The organism is Streptomyces actuosus, from assembly GCF_016921115.1.
In the GTDB taxonomy this organism is placed as follows: domain Bacteria; phylum Actinomycetota; class Actinomycetes; order Streptomycetales; family Streptomycetaceae; genus Streptomyces; species Streptomyces actuosus_A.
Genome location: NZ_JAFFZS010000030.1, coordinates 66,581 through 85,236, shown reverse-complemented (window position 1 = coordinate 85,236; position 18,656 = coordinate 66,581). Strand labels below are relative to the sequence as shown.

Annotated in this window: 11 protein-coding genes; 5 read left to right on the top strand and 6 right to left on the bottom strand. The window is 73.7% G+C overall.

The genetic code is table 11. From position 1 onward, the window contains the following. Positions 1-7 precede the first annotated feature (7 nt). Positions 8-2,311, top strand: coding sequence for a DUF6571 family protein (locus JS756_RS28005; protein ID WP_205386018.1), 2,304 nt, complete (start codon positions 8-10; stop codon positions 2,309-2,311). Between the two features lie 349 nt (positions 2,312-2,660). Continuing rightward, a complete protein-coding gene (locus tag JS756_RS28000) occupies positions 2,661-3,203 on the top strand; it encodes a hypothetical protein (RefSeq protein ID WP_205386017.1) in 543 nt (180 codons plus the stop codon). Between the two features lie 116 nt (positions 3,204-3,319). On the opposite strand, the gene mycP is transcribed toward JS756_RS28000, so the two are convergent. After that, on the bottom strand, positions 3,320-4,585 hold the full coding sequence (gene mycP, locus JS756_RS27995; RefSeq protein ID WP_205386016.1) for a type VII secretion-associated serine protease mycosin: 1,266 nt from the start codon (positions 4,583-4,585) through the stop codon (positions 3,320-3,322). 64 nt (positions 4,586-4,649) lie between these two features. Then, on the bottom strand, positions 4,650-6,176 hold the full coding sequence (gene eccB / locus JS756_RS27990) for a type VII secretion protein EccB (RefSeq protein WP_205386015.1): 1,527 nt from the start codon (positions 6,174-6,176) through the stop codon (positions 4,650-4,652). Between the two features lie 206 nt (positions 6,177-6,382). Here eccB and eccE point away from each other — a divergent pair, with 206 nt between their 5' ends. The 3 genes from eccE (at position 6,383) to JS756_RS27975 (ending at position 12,269) form a co-directional block, all read left to right on the top strand. Beyond that, positions 6,383-7,759, top strand: coding sequence for a type VII secretion protein EccE (gene eccE / locus JS756_RS27985; protein ID WP_205386014.1), 1,377 nt, complete (start codon positions 6,383-6,385; stop codon positions 7,757-7,759). Beyond that, positions 7,759-8,502, top strand: a complete 744-nt coding sequence (locus JS756_RS27980) for a hypothetical protein (RefSeq protein ID WP_205386013.1) — start codon at positions 7,759-7,761, stop codon at positions 8,500-8,502. Before eccE ends, JS756_RS27980 begins: the two co-directional genes overlap by 1 nt. A gap of 476 nt (positions 8,503-8,978) precedes the next feature. Further along, positions 8,979-12,269 carry an SCO5717 family growth-regulating ATPase gene (locus JS756_RS27975; RefSeq protein WP_205386012.1) on the top strand — a complete coding sequence of 1,097 codons (3,291 nt, stop codon included), beginning with the start codon at positions 8,979-8,981 and terminating at the stop codon, positions 12,267-12,269. Positions 12,270-12,338: 69 nt separating this feature from the next. On the opposite strand, the gene JS756_RS27970 is transcribed toward JS756_RS27975, so the two are convergent. From JS756_RS27970 to rbfA, 4 genes are all read right to left on the bottom strand, one after another. After that, positions 12,339-13,298 carry a bifunctional riboflavin kinase/FAD synthetase gene (locus JS756_RS27970; protein ID WP_205386011.1) on the bottom strand — a complete coding sequence of 320 codons (960 nt, stop codon included), beginning with the start codon at positions 13,296-13,298 and terminating at the stop codon, positions 12,339-12,341. A 141-nt stretch (positions 13,299-13,439) separates the two neighbouring features. After that, positions 13,440-17,012, bottom strand: a complete 3,573-nt coding sequence (locus JS756_RS27965) for a trypsin-like peptidase domain-containing protein (RefSeq protein ID WP_240204473.1) — start codon at positions 17,010-17,012, stop codon at positions 13,440-13,442. Positions 17,013-17,288: 276 nt separating this feature from the next. Continuing rightward, entirely contained in the window at positions 17,289-18,197 is a 909-nt protein-coding gene (gene truB, locus JS756_RS27960; RefSeq protein ID WP_205386010.1) for a tRNA pseudouridine(55) synthase TruB, read from the bottom strand. Continuing rightward, on the bottom strand, positions 18,194-18,643 hold the full coding sequence (rbfA, locus tag JS756_RS27955; RefSeq protein WP_205386009.1) for a 30S ribosome-binding factor RbfA: 450 nt from the start codon (positions 18,641-18,643) through the stop codon (positions 18,194-18,196). Before rbfA ends, truB begins: the two co-directional genes overlap by 4 nt. Positions 18,644-18,656 lie beyond the last annotated feature (13 nt).

Sequence of the window (18,656 nt, the reverse complement as noted above, 5' to 3'; positions counted from 1 at the left end):
ATCCGCAATGGCTCTGAGCTTCACGGACCTCGTCGAGGTCGACCTCGGCAGGCTCGGCACCGCCGTGGCGGACTGGAAGAAGACCGTCGCCGCGCTGAAGAAGGCGGCGGACGACGCCCGGCAGGGCATGCAGGCCAAGTCGGACCGGGCCCGGTGGGCCGGCGTCAACGCCACGGTGACCCGCGAGTTCATCACCAGGACGGCCGAGGAGATCGCGGACCTCCACACCGAGGCGGACAGCATCCACCAGGTGCTCGACGACGGGCACACGGAACTCACCGCGCTCCAGAAGCAACTCCGGCAGGCGGCGCAGGACGATGCCGCGACACTCGGGATCCGCGTCCAGGAACTCGGGGACGGCAAGGTCCGCTGCTTCTTCCCGCATGTGCGCGGCGACACGGACGAACGCACCCAGGAACAGCTGGACGCCCGGCAGGAACTGGAGGACCGGATCAACCTGATCCTCGGCCACGCCCGGGAGATCGACTCCTCCGTCGCCCGCGCCCTGGGCAAGAGCCACGGCAACGACGCCCACAACGCCGGACACTCCCACTACGGGTCCCTGAACGACGCCGAGGTCGAGCGCGCCCTCGAACTGGCCCGCAAGGGCCACAGGATGACCGACGCCGAGCTGCGCGAGTTCGACGACCTGCTGACCTACAACTCCGACGAGAAGGACGGCGAGTTCGCCACCGAGTTCTACCAGGGGCTCGGCGGGCCCGAGAAGGCGCTGCAGTTCTACGCCGACATGGCCATCGACGGCACCGGTCCGGACGCCTCCAAGCACCGGCTGGCCGCGGTGCAGGACCTGCAGAAGGCCATGGGCTACACACTGGCCAACGCCACCGACCCCGATCACCGGCACCACCTGCCCGACAGCTGGAACGCGGAGTTCCGGCGCCTGGGCACCCAGCAGATCAGCTGGGCCCCCGGCCAGTTCGACAAGCCCTACGGCTACCAGGTCCTCGGCGGTCTGCTGCGCTACGGCGACTACGACGCCCGGTTCCTCACCCCCATCGCCGAGCACATCACCCAGGTCCACCAGGAGGACCCGGACTTCTTCCTGCACGGCAGGCAGGCGGGCATGCCCGACACCTACGGCTTCAACCCGTCGGGCGACCTCGGCACCGGCTTCTCCCCGGTCAACAGCGTCCTGGAGGCGCTCGGGCACAGTCCCGAGGCCGCGGAGAAGCTCTTCACCGAGCCGCCGACCGCGTACAACCGGGACGGCACGGTGAAGCAGGGCGGCGACCCCGGCTTCACGTCCTACCTCGATCTGTTCACCGACGAGGACTTCGAGTGGTCGGTCGACACCAACGACGTCAACACCCTTGCCGACGAGGACAAGAGGCGTGCGGCCCTCGCCTTGGGCCCCCAGGCCCTCGGCCACGCCCTTGAAGCGGCGACGACGGGCCGCCCGTACGACAGCGACGACACCGCCGACGCCGTCAAGCACACGGAGGCCCGGGCCGGCCTGGTCCGCGAGATCGTCGACAGGTTCGGCCGGCACCCCGAGCTGATCCGGCACAACGAGAACGGGGACATCGACGAGGACACCGGCCCCCTCTACGGCCTGCGCGCGAGCCTCGGCGACATCTCGGCGGAGTACATGGGGGACATGCAGCGGGCGATGTACCGGGAGGATCCCAGCAGTGACCTCCTCCCCACCTTCGGGGCCGCGGCCGACCTCGACTCGGGCAACGTCAACCGATTCCTCGCCGAGGTGGGCCAGGACCCCGACGCCTACGCCACCGTCACCACCGCGCAGCAGGCCTACACGGCGGACGTGGTGGACCACGTCATCAACGGCGACAGCGACTCGACGGCGTCGCTCGACGGACGCGTGGGTGCCGCCGTCGCTCCCGGGTCGGCGATCGCGGGCATCATGAGCGATGCCCGGGCCCACGCGATCTACGAGTACCACACGGCGTCGGACCAGGAGTACAACGATGCAGCGGCCGACAAGCAGAAATGGGTGAACCGCGTCCTGGGCATGGGCATCGAGAAGGCAGGCGAACGTGTCCCCATCGCCGGCACCGCCTTGGAATGGGCCTCGGAGGACATCCAGGAATCCGTCATGAAGAGCATCGAGAAGGACACGGTGACAGAAGCCCAGAGCGAGGCCAGCACAAACTACACACAGGGTCGCACAGCCGCCATCGACTCTGCCGGGGCTGCCGTCGATCACGCATTGGTGAACAATCAGGACATCGATGCCGAGACCGCCAAGGACCTCCGCCGGGCCGCTCGCACATCGGCAGGTGTCAGTCACACGGACGGCGCGCAGTGGACATCGGAGGGCCGCGGTTGAGCGCCCCAGAAAGCCTACTGCGGGGGGCGACTCACTGCCTTGTCGTTCCCTGGTTGCAGAAGGCTACTCGTCGGGCGACCAGCGATGCGCGTTCACCGTGCCGACGGTGGTGTGCAGCATCGCGATATCAGACCACGTATTTTCCCCTCTATCGCCTGCAGATGACGAGCGAGGCGTCCCCGAAGCAGCAGCCTGCCGTGCCGGACATCGCGCGCCGAGGCAACCCCGTCAGCGCCAACCTCTGGGCGGTGGAGCCGGGCCTCGTGTCCGCCGTAGAAGGCCTGACCTCCACCTACATGGATGCGCCGCAGGAACGAGGCGCTCCAGGTGGCGTGAGGAGCAGCCACAAATGAACCCTCAGACCCTTTTTGTGCGCAGCGTTGCAGTGCTCTGCGCCGCCATGACGGCAGCTGGGTGCTCGTCGAACCCGCCCAAGCAAGAGTTCACAATTCCGAAGGCACTCTGCGGAGTACCTGTCCCGACCGGCCCGCTGTCACGACTCCTGCCGGCATCTGGTCAGAAGGTGTCGGACAATCAGGTCGACGGCGCGGCCGAGGGAACAGGGCTATGCCATGTCTCAGTCGACAGCACCGAGGTGTTGGTCGTCAGCACGGAGCGCATCACCATCGGCTCTTCGGCGCAGAGAATCCTCCTGCACCGCGCGCGTACCGGGGACCCGAAGTCCGCGGAGGGGGGCTCGATCGCCTACAGCGACCATGCCGCCGTATCGCTGATCCAGTGCCGCGGCACGGACGTCGAAGAGGAGGACATCAGCACCTTCATCGAGAACTGGAAGCCCGGACGACGCGACGAGACAGCCATGAAGGAACTGATGTCCGGCTACACGGCAGCGCTCAAGAAGCAGCAGCCGTGTTTGAAGAAGGACGACTGAGCCCGACGGCAGGGCCCGCGTCGGTCGTGCCAAGCTGGGCTGGATGACCAGAGCGAGGCGGTCGCCACCACCGCGGCAGGGCTGAGCGGGGCGTCGTCGCCGGGCGGTCGGCTCGGTCAGCGGGGGCCCGGACCGCCCGCCAGCCGTTCGCGGCGCCGCCGGGCGTCCCGGAGTGCCACCGCCGTGCCGCCGAGGCCGGCGACCAGGACGAGGCCGCCGACGACGACGTAGGTGGCCATGCGGGTGTTGCGTTCGTCGGCGGTCTCGCCGAAGTGGAGGGGAGCGACGTAGGGGGCCTCGGCGCCGGTGACGCCGTTGTCGGGCCGGGGCGACTCGACCGGGTGTGCCGGGTCGACGTTCGTGAGGGCCTTGACGGGGTCGACGACGCCCCAGCCGACGAGGCGGTCGTGGCCGGGGATGGAGCGCTCGGCCGTCTGCTCGATCTGGGCGACGACCTGCCGGGCCGTCCAGTCGGGGTACTTGGACTTCAGCAGGGCCGCCACACCGGCCACGTAGGGCGCGGAGAAGCTGGTGCCGTTGTCGGAGCAGTGGCCGCCGCCCGGGACGGTGGAGATCATGTCGACGCCCGGTGCGGCCACGCCCACGAATTCTCCCGACTGGGAGAAGGCGGCGCGTTCGTTGTTGCGGTCGGACGCGGCCACCGCCAGCACCCCGTCGTACGACGCCGGGTACGTGACCTTGACGTTGCCGCCGAGGCCGTCGTTTCCGGCGGAGGCGACGACCACGACCCGCTTGCCGAGGGCGTAGTCGACCGCCTGCTTCAGCCGGGCGTCGGGCTCGACGGCGTTGGCGGTGTCCTGGGAGATGTTGATGACGTCGGCGCCCTTGTCGACCGCGTCGCGGATGGCCGTCGCGAGGGTTGCCGCGGTGCCGTTGCCCTCGGCGTCGTTCTGCTTGACGGGGATGATCGTGGCGTCGGGCGCGAGACCGACGAACCCGGTGCCCTTGGCCGGGCGGGCGGCGATGATGCCGGCGACGCGGGTGCCGTGGCCGACCGTGTCCGTGGTGCCCTGGTCGTTGCCCCGGTCGACGTCCTCGCCCTTGTCGTTCTTCTTCTTCAGGAGGTTCTCGCCCTTCGACGCGTCGACCGCCTTCTTCAGCTGCGGGTTCCTGATGTCCACACCCGTGTCGATGACGGCCACCTGGACGTTCTTGCCGGTTGACTGCGCCCACAGCTCGTCGAGGTTGACGCGCTGCAACGCCCAGGGGCGGGCCGTGTAGGGCTTCGACGGGAAGGTGCACTGACCGCCGTCCTCCGCCCACGCGGGCGCGGGCAGCGCGACCAGGGCGGTCGTCAGCACCGTTCCCGCCGCCAGGGCCGACGCGGCCCGCGCACGCCCCCGCGTCCTTGCCTTCAGCATGAGTTCGTCGCCCTCCGGCCCTCGTGTCCTGTGCGCTCGTGTCCCGTGGTCTGGTGGTCCGGCCCTAGGAGCCCTGCGGCTGCCGCGCCGCCGCCTCGGACAGGCGCGGGCCGGTCGGCAGGAACGTCGACCACTCCACCGGGATCGGGACGGGGTCGACCTTCTCGTAGCCGAGGCGGGTCTGGGCGATCCTCGCCTCGTTCAGTTCCTGCTTGCGCTGCTCGGCCGAGGTGCCGATGCCCTTGTCGTCGGTGGCGCTGTCGCTGTTGGACTGCAGGGCGTAGCGCAGGCCGGTGTCGGTGACGAGGAAGACGCCGCCGGCTTTGGTCTCGGTGCCCTGGAACTGGCGGTAGAGCTGGCCCGAGCCGGGGGTGACGTAGGCGCTGGAGGAACCGGTGGGCAGCTGGGCGGGGAAGTCGGTGCCCACCCAGGTGGACAGGGTGGTCCGGCCGTTCCCCGCGTTCACCGAACGCAGCACGTTGCAGACGGTGTTGCGGCCCGACGTCGTGCTCGCGCCGTCGTTGACCGTGCGCGGCCTGTACGTCGGCCAGTTCTTGGTGCCGTCGAAGCTGGTGCTGTCGGCCACGGCGCCGGGGCTGACCTGCTGGGCCTCACCGGCCTGGCCGACGGCGACGAGGTCGCCGCTGTTGAGCAGGAGGGTGGCGGTGAACTCCGAGATGCGGGCGACCTTGCCCCGCAGCACCACGTAGTACTGCATGACCCGGCCGTCGTAGGCCTTGATGACCTCGCCGACCTTGTCGTACTCGCCGAGGGCGGCGGAGGCGCCCGCGGTCGCGCCGGGGGTGCCGTCGATGCCGGGGACGGCGACCGGGTCGCCGGTGTGGAGGGTGTCGAGCCACTCCTGGGAGACGCGCTGCGGGGCGCGGCTCTGGGTGTCGAGGGCCTTGAGCAGTTCCTTGTCGGCCGGGTCGGCCAGCTGGTACTTGGTGCCCTCGGCGTCGACGACGTACTGCGTCCTGCCGTCCGGTCCGACGACGTACATCAGGTCGCCGCCGGTGAGCCGGCTGCCGCCCTCCGTCCTGGCCCACTCCTTCTTCGCGAGGACGAACGCCGCCTTCTGGATGGCGCGCCCGCCGTCGCCGGGGCGTTCGCACACCGCCCAGCGCTTGGCGGACTCGGCCTCGGCGGAGGACGGCAGGCGGTCGGGGGCGTAGGGGATGCCGATCGTGGCGCCGTGCGGGGGTTTTCCGCTGTCGAGGACCTTCTCGTCGACGGTGATGACGCTGTTCTTGCTCGGGTCCAGCAGCAGCTTGGCGGAGGCCATGTTCAGCACCGGGTGGAGCTGCGTCTCCTTGCCGGTCTTGAGAACGACGTAGCGGGTGGTCGACTTGCTGGCGACGATGACGTGTTCACCGGGGCTGTCCCAGCCCTTGGGTGCGGTCGGGCTGAACATGCCGATCGCGCCGAACACCGCGAGGATCACGACGCCGATCACAAGGCCGGGCACCAGGGCGCCGAGCGGCTTGGGCGCGCCCTCCTCGGAGCCGGAGGGCGCAGGCTGCAGAAATGACGCGAGCGTGCGGCGCTTCGCGAAGGTGTAGGCGTTGAGTTCGTCGCGCCGTGATGCCATCTGTGTCCGCTCTCTCCCCGTTGCGGAGCCGTGGGGGACCTGTGCAGATCCGTCCCCCGTCCTCGTTCGCCTCTGATGCCTCGACTGTCAGAGCCGCCCCCTACTATGCCTGTTGCGCGGCCGTGTCCATGGCACGGGTAGGGTGCTCGGGACTTGACGAGACCGCAGCGCAAGGGTTTTCGGGAGACTTCGGGGGTTTTGGAGTGATGGCTTCCGCGACGCGGACCCGGTCGCGATCGCAATCGGGCTCACGATCGGCCGGCCCGCGCCGGCCGCAGGGCCGCGGCGCGGCCTCCCCCTCCCCACAAGGGGCCGGGCACCCGGCCCCCGGGTCCCAGCGTGGCTCCGTCACCCCGCATCCGAAGTCGCGTTCCGGACGCGGGGGTTCGTTCGCCGTGCAGCGGCTGGTGCTGCTGGAGGCCGCGGCGGCGGTCGTGGTGTGCGGCTGGATCGCCGGGACGTACGTGCTGGTGCCGGCCGGCGTGGTCGCGGCGCTGCTCGTCGTGCTCGCCGTGGTACGGCGCCGCGGCCGCTCCCTTCCCGAATGGCTGGGCACGCTGCTGGCGTTGCGGGCGCGACGCCGCCGCGCCGCCGGCGCCGTGGTGCCGCCGGACACGGACTCGGGTCTCGCGCCGGCCGTGGAGTGCGACCCGAATCTGCGCACCTACAGCCACAGCCGCGGCGACGACCACGACCAGCGCCCGATCGGCATGGTGGGCGACGGAGGTTTCCTGACCGCCGTGCTCCAGGTGGAGTCGGACGCCGGTGCGCTGCGTGCCGAGCGCGGACGCAGACCGCTGCCCGTCGCCGTCGTCCGGGACGTGCTGGAGGTCGACGGGATCCTGCTGGAGTCGGCGCAGATCGTGGTGCACACGCAGCCCGCGCCCGCCCTGCACCTGCCGCAGCAGTCGGTGGTGGTGAGCAACTACGCTCCGCTGCAGGCCCAGACGGGCTCCCCCGCGGTGCGCATCACCTGGATCGCGCTGAAGCTGGATCCCGAGCTGTGCCCGGAGGCGGTCGCCGCACGCGGCGGCGGTCTGGTCGGTGCGCAGAAGTGCCTGGCGCGGGCCGCGGAGCATCTGGCGAGCCGGCTGACCGGCGCCGGGTTCCGGGCGAACGTGCTGAACGAGGAGGAGTTGACGGCGGCCATCGCCACCTCCGCGTGTGCCAACCCGATGGTGACCGCGCAGGCCGCGCAGGCCGGCCGCGGCGAGGCGCCGCAGCCGCGGACGGAGGAGTCCAGCCGCAGCTGGCGCTGCGACAACCGACGGCACACCACGTACTGGGTGCGGCGCTGGCCGCAGTTGGGCGGCGAGAGCACCTCGCTGGCGCAGCTGGTGGCGCAGCTGACCTCGGTTCCCGCACTGGCCACGACGTTCAGCCTGACGCTCGCCAAGGGCGGTCGGCAGGACGTGACGCTCACCGGTCACGTGCGCATCACCGGGCGCAGCAACCAGGAGTTGACCGACGCCCGCCGCGAACTGGAGCAGGCGGCGCGGGCCGCGAAGACCGGTCTGGCCCGGCTGGACCGTGAACAGCTGCCCGCCGTCCTCGCGACCCTGCCGCTCGGAGGTGCCCGCTGATGGCGACGACGACCCATGCCGCGGACCCGTCCTTCGGGGAGCGTCTGCGCACCGGCTTCGGCCTGCTGGGCCCGCGGCATCCGCGGCACACACTGACCGTGGAGCAGGCCGACGCGCTGTCCTTGCCGATCGGCGACGACGGCGTGGTGGTCGGGGTGGACACCGAGGGCCGGCCCGCCGTGCTCGGCGTCAACCGCCCCACACCGTACGACATCGCGCTCATCGGCGGCCTGTGGACCGCGCAGGTCCTCGCGCTGCGCGCGGCAGCGACCGGTGCCCGGGTGGCCGTGGAGACGGGGCGCGCGCAGGCGTGGATGCCGATGGTGCACGCCATGGGCGGCGGGCAGAACGGCCTCGCGGTGTACGACGTCGGCCGGGTGCCTCCGCAGGGCGCGTCCGCCGGCACGCCGGTCCTCGTGGTGCGGGACTGCGGGATGCGCCCTCCGCGCGGGCGTGTGGCGTCGGCGCCCTGGCAGTCGGTGCTCACGCTGCTGCCGTATCTCAGCCCCGTCGCACCGCGGTTGATGCGGCAGGCCCGGTTGGTGGGGGTGCAGCGGGTGTCGCCGGACGAGGCGGCGGAGATCGGCCGGGTGATCGGGCTGCCGCGCCCCGAGATCGAGTCGCTGCCCTCGCTCCCGGACGGCGTCACGCTGTGGTGCACCGACCGCGACCGGCAGTACGTGATGACGCAGGCGACGGATCCCGAGGTCGGACTGCTGGGCGTGGCGCGGCGCATGGACTGACCCCGCTGCCGAACGGTCCGCGGCGGGCGCCCACCTCCGCCGCTCTGCCCGGTCTCACGAGGCTCGTCGCATCTTCACCCTGCCTGTCCCGTTCCTCCTCGTCTTGCACCGTATCTCCCGTGCGTAGCACGTCCGTTCCGCCGCCGAGCGGCGCATCGATGCCCTGCCGGAGGCGGGTTGGGGGCCGCCGCTCGTCACGGTTCGGTGAACGTAGGGGCGTCTCGCGGCGGTTCTCCGGGCGGTGCGGCACCTCGGGCGCGGGGAAAGAGGTGGGCGGGCCTGCCGGGGTCGCGGTGTTCGTGATTAGGCTGGGGCAGGGCACGTCACGTGTACCCGTGAGCGGGGCCTGCGCGTCCCGCGACGACAGGGTCCGGGGCCACCGGGGAACGGCCCGGGGGAACAACCCGGGGAATGTACGACAGGAACGGTCACCCCCCAGCACTGCATGAGGGCGTTCGACCACACCAGGAGGAACTGTGAACAGCGATCGGGACGGGATCCGCGGGGGCTGGGACACACCCGACGACGACCAGACCGACGCGGAGTCCGCCATCGAGATGACGGGCGAGTTCACCATCGACTACGCGCCGCCCGCCTGGTACACGCAGAACGCGTCGGGTCAGACGCCCGCGCCGTCGTCCCCGGCACCCGTGCCGCCGCCGGCGCCCGGTCCGGCCACGCCTCCTCCGCCCGTGGGCCCACCGGTGTCCGTGCCCGACCTGCCTCCGGGCAGCGGCTTCCAGCCGGCCTGGGCACCCACACCCCCGCCCGCGCCCGACGCGGCGTACCCTCCGGCGTACCCGCCCGCGCCTGAGGCGTCCGCTCCTCCGGCCGGACCCGACGCGGCGTTCGCACCGGCTCCCCCCACAGCGCCCGACGCGCCCGTCGCGCAGCCGGCACCGGCCACGGCGCCCGTGCCGCCGGAGGCCGGGGAACCGGGCAACGGCGACCTCGTCAGCGGGGCGACCATGCGCATCTCCGCGTCGGCTCTCAAGCGTGAGATCGACGAGCGGGCCGCCGCCGAGCAGGGTGGCGAGAGCCCCGCCGAGGCCTCCGACGGGGCGCAGGACCCCGCGGCCGCGGCCGGACACCCCGGCACCGCGGAGCCCGCCGAGCCCCCCGCGCCCGCCGCCTCGGCCGAAACCACCGGCACCGGCGAGTCCGGAGGACCTGCCGCGCCCGTCGGGACCGGCGTGGCTGCCGGAGCCGGAGCGTCGGCGGACGGGCCGGCCGCCGCCCACGCGGACACCGCCGACACCCCGCCCGTGGACGCCTTCTCTGTCGACGGCATCCCGGGCGCGGCCGACGTCGCGGACCCCGCCACGAGCGAGGGCGAGGACGTCGCCGCGGCCGAGGACCCCGAGGGCGCCACGGACAGCACCGCCCAGGACACCGCCGAGGCCGGCGCCGGCGCCCCCTCGTCCGCCGAGGGCGACGGCGTCGACGCACCCGAAGCCGTCGCACCCGGTGACACCGGCGCACCCGTGGCGGACGCGCCCGTGGCGGACGCGCCCGTCGCCGTCGGCACCTCCGTCGCGGACGCCCCCGCGAGCCCCGGCGAGGCGCCGGTCACCGAAGGCGCCGCCCCCGACCCCCGTGCCGTGCAGCCCGCCCCGGACCGGACCGGGTCGCCGGCGCCGCAGCAGGGCGTTCCACCGCTGCCGCCGTCGTACGAGCCCGCCGCCCCGGCCCCGGCCGCCCACTGGACCGCGCAGCCGCACCCGGCGGGCCCCGCAGCTCCGCAGCCCCAGGGCCCCGCCCCGGTGCCGCACCAGGGCGGGGTCCCTGCGGCTCCGCAGCCGGACCCCTCGGCGCCCGCACACCCGCAGGCGCCCCAGCAGCCCTTCCCTCCCCAGGCGCCGCAGCCCGCCCCGGCCGCCTGGAACCCGCCGCCCGCCCCGGGCCCGCAGGGCCCGCCGCCCACCGGCCCCGGATTCCCGCAGGAAGGCGGCCGGCCCACCGCGCCGCCCGCCACGCCTCGGCCGCCCGCCCCGGCGCCCGAGGCGCAGCCCGGCTACGGCTTCCCGCCGCCGGGCGCACCCGCACAGCAGCCGACCGGCCCGGCGCCCTCGGGGTACGGCTTCCCGCCGCCCCCGGTGCCCGACTCCCAGGACGGTCACGGCTTCCCGCCCCCGGCGCAGCAGCACGGTGCGCCGCAGCCGCCCGAGGCCGCCCCGCAGGCACCGCAGCCGGGGCCGGGCGCGCCGGTGCCGCCCGTCGACCCGCGCACCGGGGCGGCCTGGCCGCAGCCGGTGCAGCACGACCAGCGCCAGCCCACCAACCCCGGTGCCGCACCGCTGGGTTACACCGCGGCGGTCGAACTGTCATCCGACCGGCTGCTCAACAACAAGAAGCAGCGGACCAAGAGCAGCCGTCCGGCCGCGGGCGGGGGCCGGTTCAAGCTGGGCGGAAAGAAGGAGGAGGCCGAGCGGCAGCGCAAGCTCGACCTCATCCGCACACCGGTGCTGTCCTGCTACCGCATCGCCGTGATCAGCCTCAAGGGCGGTGTCGGCAAGACCACGACCACCACCGCGCTGGGTTCCACGCTCGCCACCGAGCGACAGGACAAGATCCTGGCCATCGACGCCAACCCGGACGCCGGCACACTCGGCCGCCGGGTGCGGCGCGAGACCGGCGCGACGATCCGCGACCTCGTCCAGGCGATCCCGTACCTCAACTCGTACATGGACATCCGGCGGTTCACCTCGCAGGCCCCGTCCGGCCTGGAGATCATCGCCAATGACGTCGACCCGGCCGTCTCGACGACCTTCAACGACGAGGACTACCGGCGCGCCATCGACGTCCTGGGCAAGCAGTACCCGATCATCCTCACCGACTCGGGCACGGGCCTGCTCTACAGCGCCATGCGCGGTGTACTGGACCTGGCCGACCAGCTCATCATCATCTCCACGCCGTCCGTGGACGGCGCGTCCAGCGCCAGCACGACCCTGGACTGGCTGTCGGCGCACGGCTACCAGGACCTGGTCGCCCGCTCGATCACCGTCATCTCCGGCGTGCGCGAGACCGGCAAGATGATCAAGGTCGAGGACATCGTGGGCCACTTCGAGACCCGCTGCCGCGGCGTCGTCGTCGTGCCGTTCGACGAGCACCTCGCAGCGGGAGCGGAGGTCGATCTGGACATGATGCGGCCGAAGGTGCGGGAGGCGTACTTCCATCTCGCCGCGATGATCGCCGAGGACTTCACCCGGCACCAGCAGGCGCACGGCCTGTGGACCAGCGACGGCAATCCGCCGCCCGTGGCGGCCCCGCCCATGCCGGGCCAGGGTCAGCCGATGCCGGGTCAGGGTCAGCCGATGCCGGGCCAGCCGTACCCGGGCCAGCAGGTCCCGCAACCGCAGCAGCCGGGTCAACCGTACGCACCGCACGGGATGCCGGCGCAGCCGGGACAGCCCGGCCGGCCGTACGCGCAACCCGGGCACCCCGGTCCGTCGTACGGACAGCCGGGACAACCCGGCCAGCCGTACCCGCCGCAGCCGCACCCCCAGCAGCCCGGCCAGCCGTACCCGCAGCAGGCTGGCCAGCCGTACCCGCCGCAGGGCCAGCCGTACCCGCCGCAGCCGGGCCAACCCGCCGCCCCGTTCCCGGCACAGCCCGGCCAGCCCGGCGGCCACCAGCCGCACCCCCACCCCGCACCGCAGCAGCCGGGACAGCAGCAGGCCCCGCAGCAGCCGGGCCCGCCGGAGGGGTACGGCTACCCACAGCCGGGAGAACAGCCCCCGGCCCAGCCCGAGCCGCCGCAGCAGTAACCCGGCGTACGACGAAAGGGCGGCCGGTGCCCAGCAGGCACCGGCCGCCCTTCGGCGTCGTACAGGTCCCTACCGGACCTCGGCGTCGGCCTCCGCCACCAGCTCCCGGCAGCGCTTGACGTCCTCGGCCATCTGCTCCAGCAGCGCGTCCAGCGTGTCGAAGCGGGCTTGACCGCGCACATAGGCGAGGAAGTCCACGGCGACGTGCAGGCCGTACAGATCCAGACCCACCCGGTCGATGGCGTACGCCTCCACGGTCCGCTCGGTGCCGTCGAACTGCGGGTTGGTCCCGACGGAGATCGCGGCCGGCATCGCCTCGCCGCCCGTGTGCAGCCAGCCGGCGTACACACCGTCGGCGGGGATGGCGGTGTGCGGCAGCGTCTCGACGTTGGCGGTCGGGAAGCCCAGCTCACGGCCGCGCTGGGCGCCGCGCACCACCACGCCCTCCACGCGGTGCGGGCGGCCGAGGATCTCGGCGGCGCCGGCGACGTCCCCCTCGGCCACCAGGCGGCGGGTCAGCGTGGAGGAGAACGGCTGGCCCCCGCCCGCCGCGCCGGTGAGGTGGAGTTCGACGACCTCCACCTCGAAGTCGTGCTCCTTGCCCTGCTCGGTGAGGAACTCCACGTTGCCCGCGGCCTTGTGGCCGAAGCGGAAGTTGGGGCCCTCGACCACGGCTCTGGCGTGCAGCCGGTCGACGAGGACCTTGACGACGAAGTCCGCCGGCGACAGCTTCGAGAACTCGGTGGTGAACGGCAGGATCAGCACCGCGTCCACACCCAGCTCGGCCATCAGCTCGGCACGGCGGTGATGCGGGGCGAGCAACGGCGGGTGGCTGCCGGGGCGGACGACCTCGCTGGGGTGCGGATCGAAGGTGACGACGACGGCGGGCACACCGAGTTGGCGAGCGCGGTCCACGGCGTGCCGGATGATCAGCTGGTGGCCGCGGTGCACTCCGTCGTAGGAGCCGATGGTGACGACGCTGCGCCCCCAGTCCTGGGGGATGTCCTCCAAGCCACGCCAGCGCTGCACTGTGACCGCTCCTCGAACCCGTGTCTGTATCTGCCGTTGGTGTTTCGGTGCCTGGTTACGCAGGTCTAAGGGTGCCATGCCGCGCGCCACCGCCCGGCATCGGCATGGTGGCTGTGACGGGGCGCACGTGACGCGGACTCTTCACACGAGGACCCGTCCGCTCGCCAGGTTCTCGATCACGCGACGGGTGCTGGGACCGACGACCGCCGCCCAGTCCCCCGGGGTTCCCGACAGCCAACCGGCCATGAGCGCGGCGAAACCGGGGACGTGACGGGCGAGGTCGACCAGGCCGCGGTCGAGGCGGGAGGCGCCCTCCGGCGTACGGACGAGCAGCAGGCCGGTGCGGTGGAGGAGGTCGCGCAACTCGTCGCCGCCCTGGTAGACGGCGGCGTGGAGCAACGCGGCGAGGACGGCGGGTTCCTGCTCGTGGGCCAGCAGGAACCCGCGCAGTTCCGCGCGCAGGGGTCGGGAGGCGGGGGCGCCGGGGGTGGCCAGAACGGCGGCGAGGGCGGCCCGCACCCGCTCGGGCCCGCCGTGCAGCAGACCCGTGACCAGGGGAAGCAGCACGGCGCGGGCGGACGGTCCACGGTTCAGGCACCGGTCGACGTATCCGGCGACGTCCTCGGCGACGTCCGGGCGTGCCGCCACGGCCTCCCGGACCAGCGCCGCGACGCGGCGGGCCGGTCCGGCCTCGCCGACCTCGGCGAGGGCACGCAGCGCGTCCCCGGCGTTCGGCGCGGCGAGCCGGGTCCGGAAAGCGTCGAGGACGGGTTCCGGGTGGGTGGCCAAGGCGGTGAGCAGGGCGCCGGGCGGCAGGTGAGGATCGCCTGCGGCGAACCGGCGCAGCGCCTCCGGAAGGTGGCGGGCCCGGGTGCGCGGGTCGCGGACCAGGAGGGCGAGCGCGCCACCGTGCAATGTGGCGTCGGCGGACCCGGCCAGGAGGGCGAGGGCGGCGTGGCGCAGCAGTTCCCGGTCGGCGTCGCTGCGGACGTACGGTGCGGCGCGCAGCCCGTACGCCACGGCCGCCACCCGCCGGTCCGGCCGTTCGTCGCGGGCCCACCGCTCGACGGCCCGGCAGAGCGCGGAGGGCTCGTCCTCGGCGAGGACGGCGAGGAGTTCGTCGGCGCGGTGGTGGGCGCTGTCGACCAGGACCTCGGTCAGGTCGTCGAGCGCGCCGTGCCGGTGGGTGTGCAGCAGGGCCTGCGCGGCGGTGGCGACCGTGGCGTGAGGGGTGGCGGGCAGGGGCCGCTCGTCGTCGAACCAGTGGGTGAGATGGGGCTGCACGGTGGCGGGGTCGCCGGCCAGGAGCCGGGCCGTGGTGTCGAGGAAGCGGGGGGCGCCGCCGTCCTGCGGCGTGGTGTCGGCGAGCACGAGGCGGCGCAGCAGGTCGAGGCGGTCGGCGTCACGCAGCGGGAGTCCGCTCCAGAAGGCGGGACCGAAGCGCGCCGGGGGCAGCCGCCGTGCGGCGATCCGGTCGGCGAGGTCGCCCAGCACACCGAGGTACGGAGTGGCGTCGGGGACGCGGGCGAGGACCTCGGTGACCAGCCGCGCGGCCCACCAGGAGTCCGGGTCCGCCTCCAGGGCGTCGGTCAGCTCGTCGAGGCGCAGCGCGAGCCGGCGGGTGCCGTGCTGGCGGGCCTGGACGAGCATGGCCTGCACCACGGGGCCGATGCGGTGGTGCGGGACGGGCAGCGGATGCGCCTCACGCGGGTCGCGGTGGACGAGCGCGCGCAGGGCCTCGTCGAGGTCGAGGTGCGTGCCCTGGAGCCAGTCGGAGAGTTCCTCGTGGGCGAAGCGGTAGCCGCCGCCCGCGGGGACGAGGAGGCCCTCGGCGAGGACGGCGGACGCCCAGCCGGTGCCGCCGCCGAGCCGGGTCGGGGCCGGCCCCCAGGGGAACACCGTCTCGAACGCCTGCCGGTCCAGTTCCCCCTGGCCCGGGCCGAGGCTGCGGCGGGCGGCCTCGTGGACCTGCCCGGCGACCTTGGCCGCGAGCCGTCGTACGGCGGTGCCACGCAGTTCGTTCTCGGCGGCGAGCCGGACCGCGACGCGCAGGCACATCAGGTCCAGGTGGGCGGAGAGGACGTCGTGGCGGTCGGCGCGGACCCGGGAGACCTCCGGCAGCGCGGCACGCACCTCGGCCAGCAGGCGCAGCGTGAGGGGGTGGCGGGCGTCGGGGCCGGGGAGGGCGTCCTCGGGGACGCGGTGGCGCTGCCGGGCCAGCCGGGCCTCCTCGGGGACGAGGTCGCCGAGCGGGACGCAGGGCGGCAGCGTCCCGTCCCCGGGGGGCTCGGCCGTGTGCAGGAGTTCGCGGGGGAAGTGCGCGCCGGCGCCCTCCCAGTACTCCGGCCGGCAGGCGATCACGAGCCGGGCACCCGTCCGGCGCAGCCAGTCCGCGGTGCCCTCGGTCCAGGCGGGCAGGCGGTGGGCGAGGACCGGGGGCATCTCCTCGGGGCCGTCGAGGAGGAGCAGCAGGGGCCGGCCGACGGTGCGGGCGAGACGGGCCAGGTGTTCGGGGCCGAGGTCGCCGAGATCCGCCGGGTCGCCTCCGCGGGAGACGGCGACGATGCGGGCGGCACGGGCCAGCGCCCGGCGGGCGGCGTCGGCGACGCCGGTGTCGTCCTCGTGGAGGTCGGCGCCGCGCAGCCACAGGGTGGGCGCGGGCAGCGGGTCACGGCTGCGGCGGGCGGCGAGCGCCGCGAGTTCGGTGGTACGGCCGCTGCCGGGGGCGCCGACGAGCGCGAGGACGGCGGCGTCCCCGGCGGTGAAGGCGGCGAACGCGGCGGCCGGCACGGCTCGTTCGACGGGGTCCGCGGCGCCCCGGGGGGACGGTCCGTGTCCGGGCAGCGCGCCGGGCGGGCCGTCCTGGCCGACGCAGACGGCGGTGAGTTCCAGCATCCCGGCCGGGTTGAGATCCGCACCGTAGGCGGGCACGGTGGCCGCGTTGCGGGCGAGCACGTCGGCGAGCGGGCCGTCCGCGGCGGGGCGCAGGGGCACGGCGAGCCCGGCGGCGGTGGCACCGGCCCGCAGGGCGGTGACCACGACGCCGACGGCCGCACCGGTCGCCGCGTCGAGCACGGGCCCGCCGGCCGCGCCACCGCCGGGTCGCAGCGCGTCCCGGCCGGCCGTGCCGATGGCCAGTTCCAGGGCGTCGCCGACGGGATGGGCGCGGTCGGCGGCGGTGTAGGTGGCGCCGGTCGCGCCGAGCACCCGGGCCTCACGCCAGCAGCCGGCGGGGACGCGGACGTACGTGCCGCTGTCGATGCGGTCCCGAGCGGTGACCGGGAGCGGGTCGAGGCCGAGTCCCTCGGTGCGGACGAGGGCGAGGCCGCGGTGGGGCAGCGCGGTCACCGCGTCGGCGGTCACGACGCAGCTGCGGTCGTCGGCGGTGTGCACCACGAGCCGGGTCAGGCCGTCGACTGCTTCGTGGCTGGTGATCAGGGTGCCGAGGTGGTCGGCCGCGAAGCCGAGGCCGCGGGGGCGGCCGGCCGGGTCCCGGAGATGGACGAGAGCGGGTCCGAGGGCCTGCGGGTGCGTCGGGTGGTCCTGCGGACCGCAGTCGTGGGCACCGCCGGTGTCCCGCCGAGCGCTGTCCGCCGGGCCGTCCCGGTCCTGTCCGCGCCGCGCCTCGCCCTGGTGCGGTCCGCCCTCGGTGGCGTCCGGGCGCGGCCGGCCGTGCCCGGCCCGGGTGCGTGTGCGCGTGCCCCGTCCCGACATGGTCGTTCCTCCCGCCCTGCGCCTGCCTGTGTCTTCGACCGTAGGCAGGCCGTGATCGGCGGGACAAGATCGCTCGACGAACGCGCCCCTCTGCGCTCCCCCGCTTCACTCCGAGCGCCCGCCCGGACGGGTGAATGGACGGGGGACGCTGGATACACCCTAGGGGTGGGGGAACCGAGGGGGGACCGTGGAGCGGCGGCAGGTGATGCCCCGTGCTCGCCGCTCCACGGGCGAACCGGCCCGGGGCCGGGCGCGCGGCCCGGGCCCGCGGGTTCGTCAGCCGAAGACGGCCAGGCTCTTCGCCTTGCCCTTCTGCGCCTCGACGAGGGCGAGGAGGCGGTTCTCCGGGCCGAAGACGGCCACGGGCCCGGCGCCCGCGTAGGTGTCGGGCATCTCCAGGCGGACGCCGTTGGTGAGCAGCCGGGCGCGCCGGGTGTCCACGTCCCAGCGCGGGAAGGCAGCAGCCGCCGCCTCGGCGAGCGGCATGATCGCCAGCTCCTTCTGGAGCTGGTCCAGCGTCCGCGCCGTGTCGATCTTGTACGGCCCCACGCGGGTGCGGCGCAGCGCGGTGAGGTGGCCGCCGACGCCGAGGTCGGCGCCGAGGTCCCGGGCGAGGGCGCGGATGTAGGTGCCGGAGGAGCACACGACGGAGACGATCAGGTCGAGGACGGGGGTGCCGTCCTCGGCTACGGCTTCCCGGACGTCGTACACGGTGAACGAGGAGACCGTCACCGGCCGGGCCGGGATGTCGAACTCCTCGCCCTCACGGGCCCGTTTGTACGACCGCACGCCGTCGATCTTGATGGCGCTGACCTTGGACGGCACCTGCATGATGTCGCCGGTCAGCTTGGCGATGCCGGTGTCGATGGCCTCGCGGGTGATCCCGGAGGCGTCGGCGGAGGAGGTGATGTCCCCCTCGGCGTCGTCGGTGACGGTGTTCTGCCCGAGGCGGACGGTGCCGAGGTACTCCTTCTCGGTCAGCGCGAGATGGCCGAGGAGCTTGGTGGCCTTCTCCACGCCGAGCACGAGCACGCCGGTCGCCATCGGGTCGAGGGTGCCGGCGTGGCCGACGCGGCGCGTGCGCGCGATGCCGCGCATCTTGGCGACGACGTCGTGCGAAGTGAAGCCCGACGGCTTGTCGACGATGACGAGGCCGTCGGGCGGGGTGGGCTTGCGGTCGTTCATTCGGCGGTGTCGTCCGTCTCGTCGGAGGCGGGCTTCCGGTAGGGGTCGGCCTCACCGGCGTACCGCGCGCCGGTGGCGCTCTCGCGCACCGCGGCGTCGGAGGCGCGCGCCTTGTCGAGGAGGTCCTCGATGGTACGGGCGTTGTCGGGGAGGGCGTCGGCGACGAAGCTCAGGGTCGGCGTGAACTTCACGCCGGCGGCCCTGCCGACCTCGGAGCGGAGGATGCCCTTGGCGCTCTCCAGTCCGGCCGCGGCGGCCTTGCGCTCCTCCTCGTCGCCGTAGACCGTGTAGAAGACGGTCGCCTCCCTGAGGTCGCCCGTGACCCGGGTGTCCGTGATGGTGACGTGCGAGCCGAGCCGCGGGTCCTTGATCCCACGCTGCAGCTTCTGGGCCACCACCTCCCGGATGAGGTCCGCCAGCCTTTTCGCCCGCGCGTTGTCGGCCACTGGTCCAGCTCCC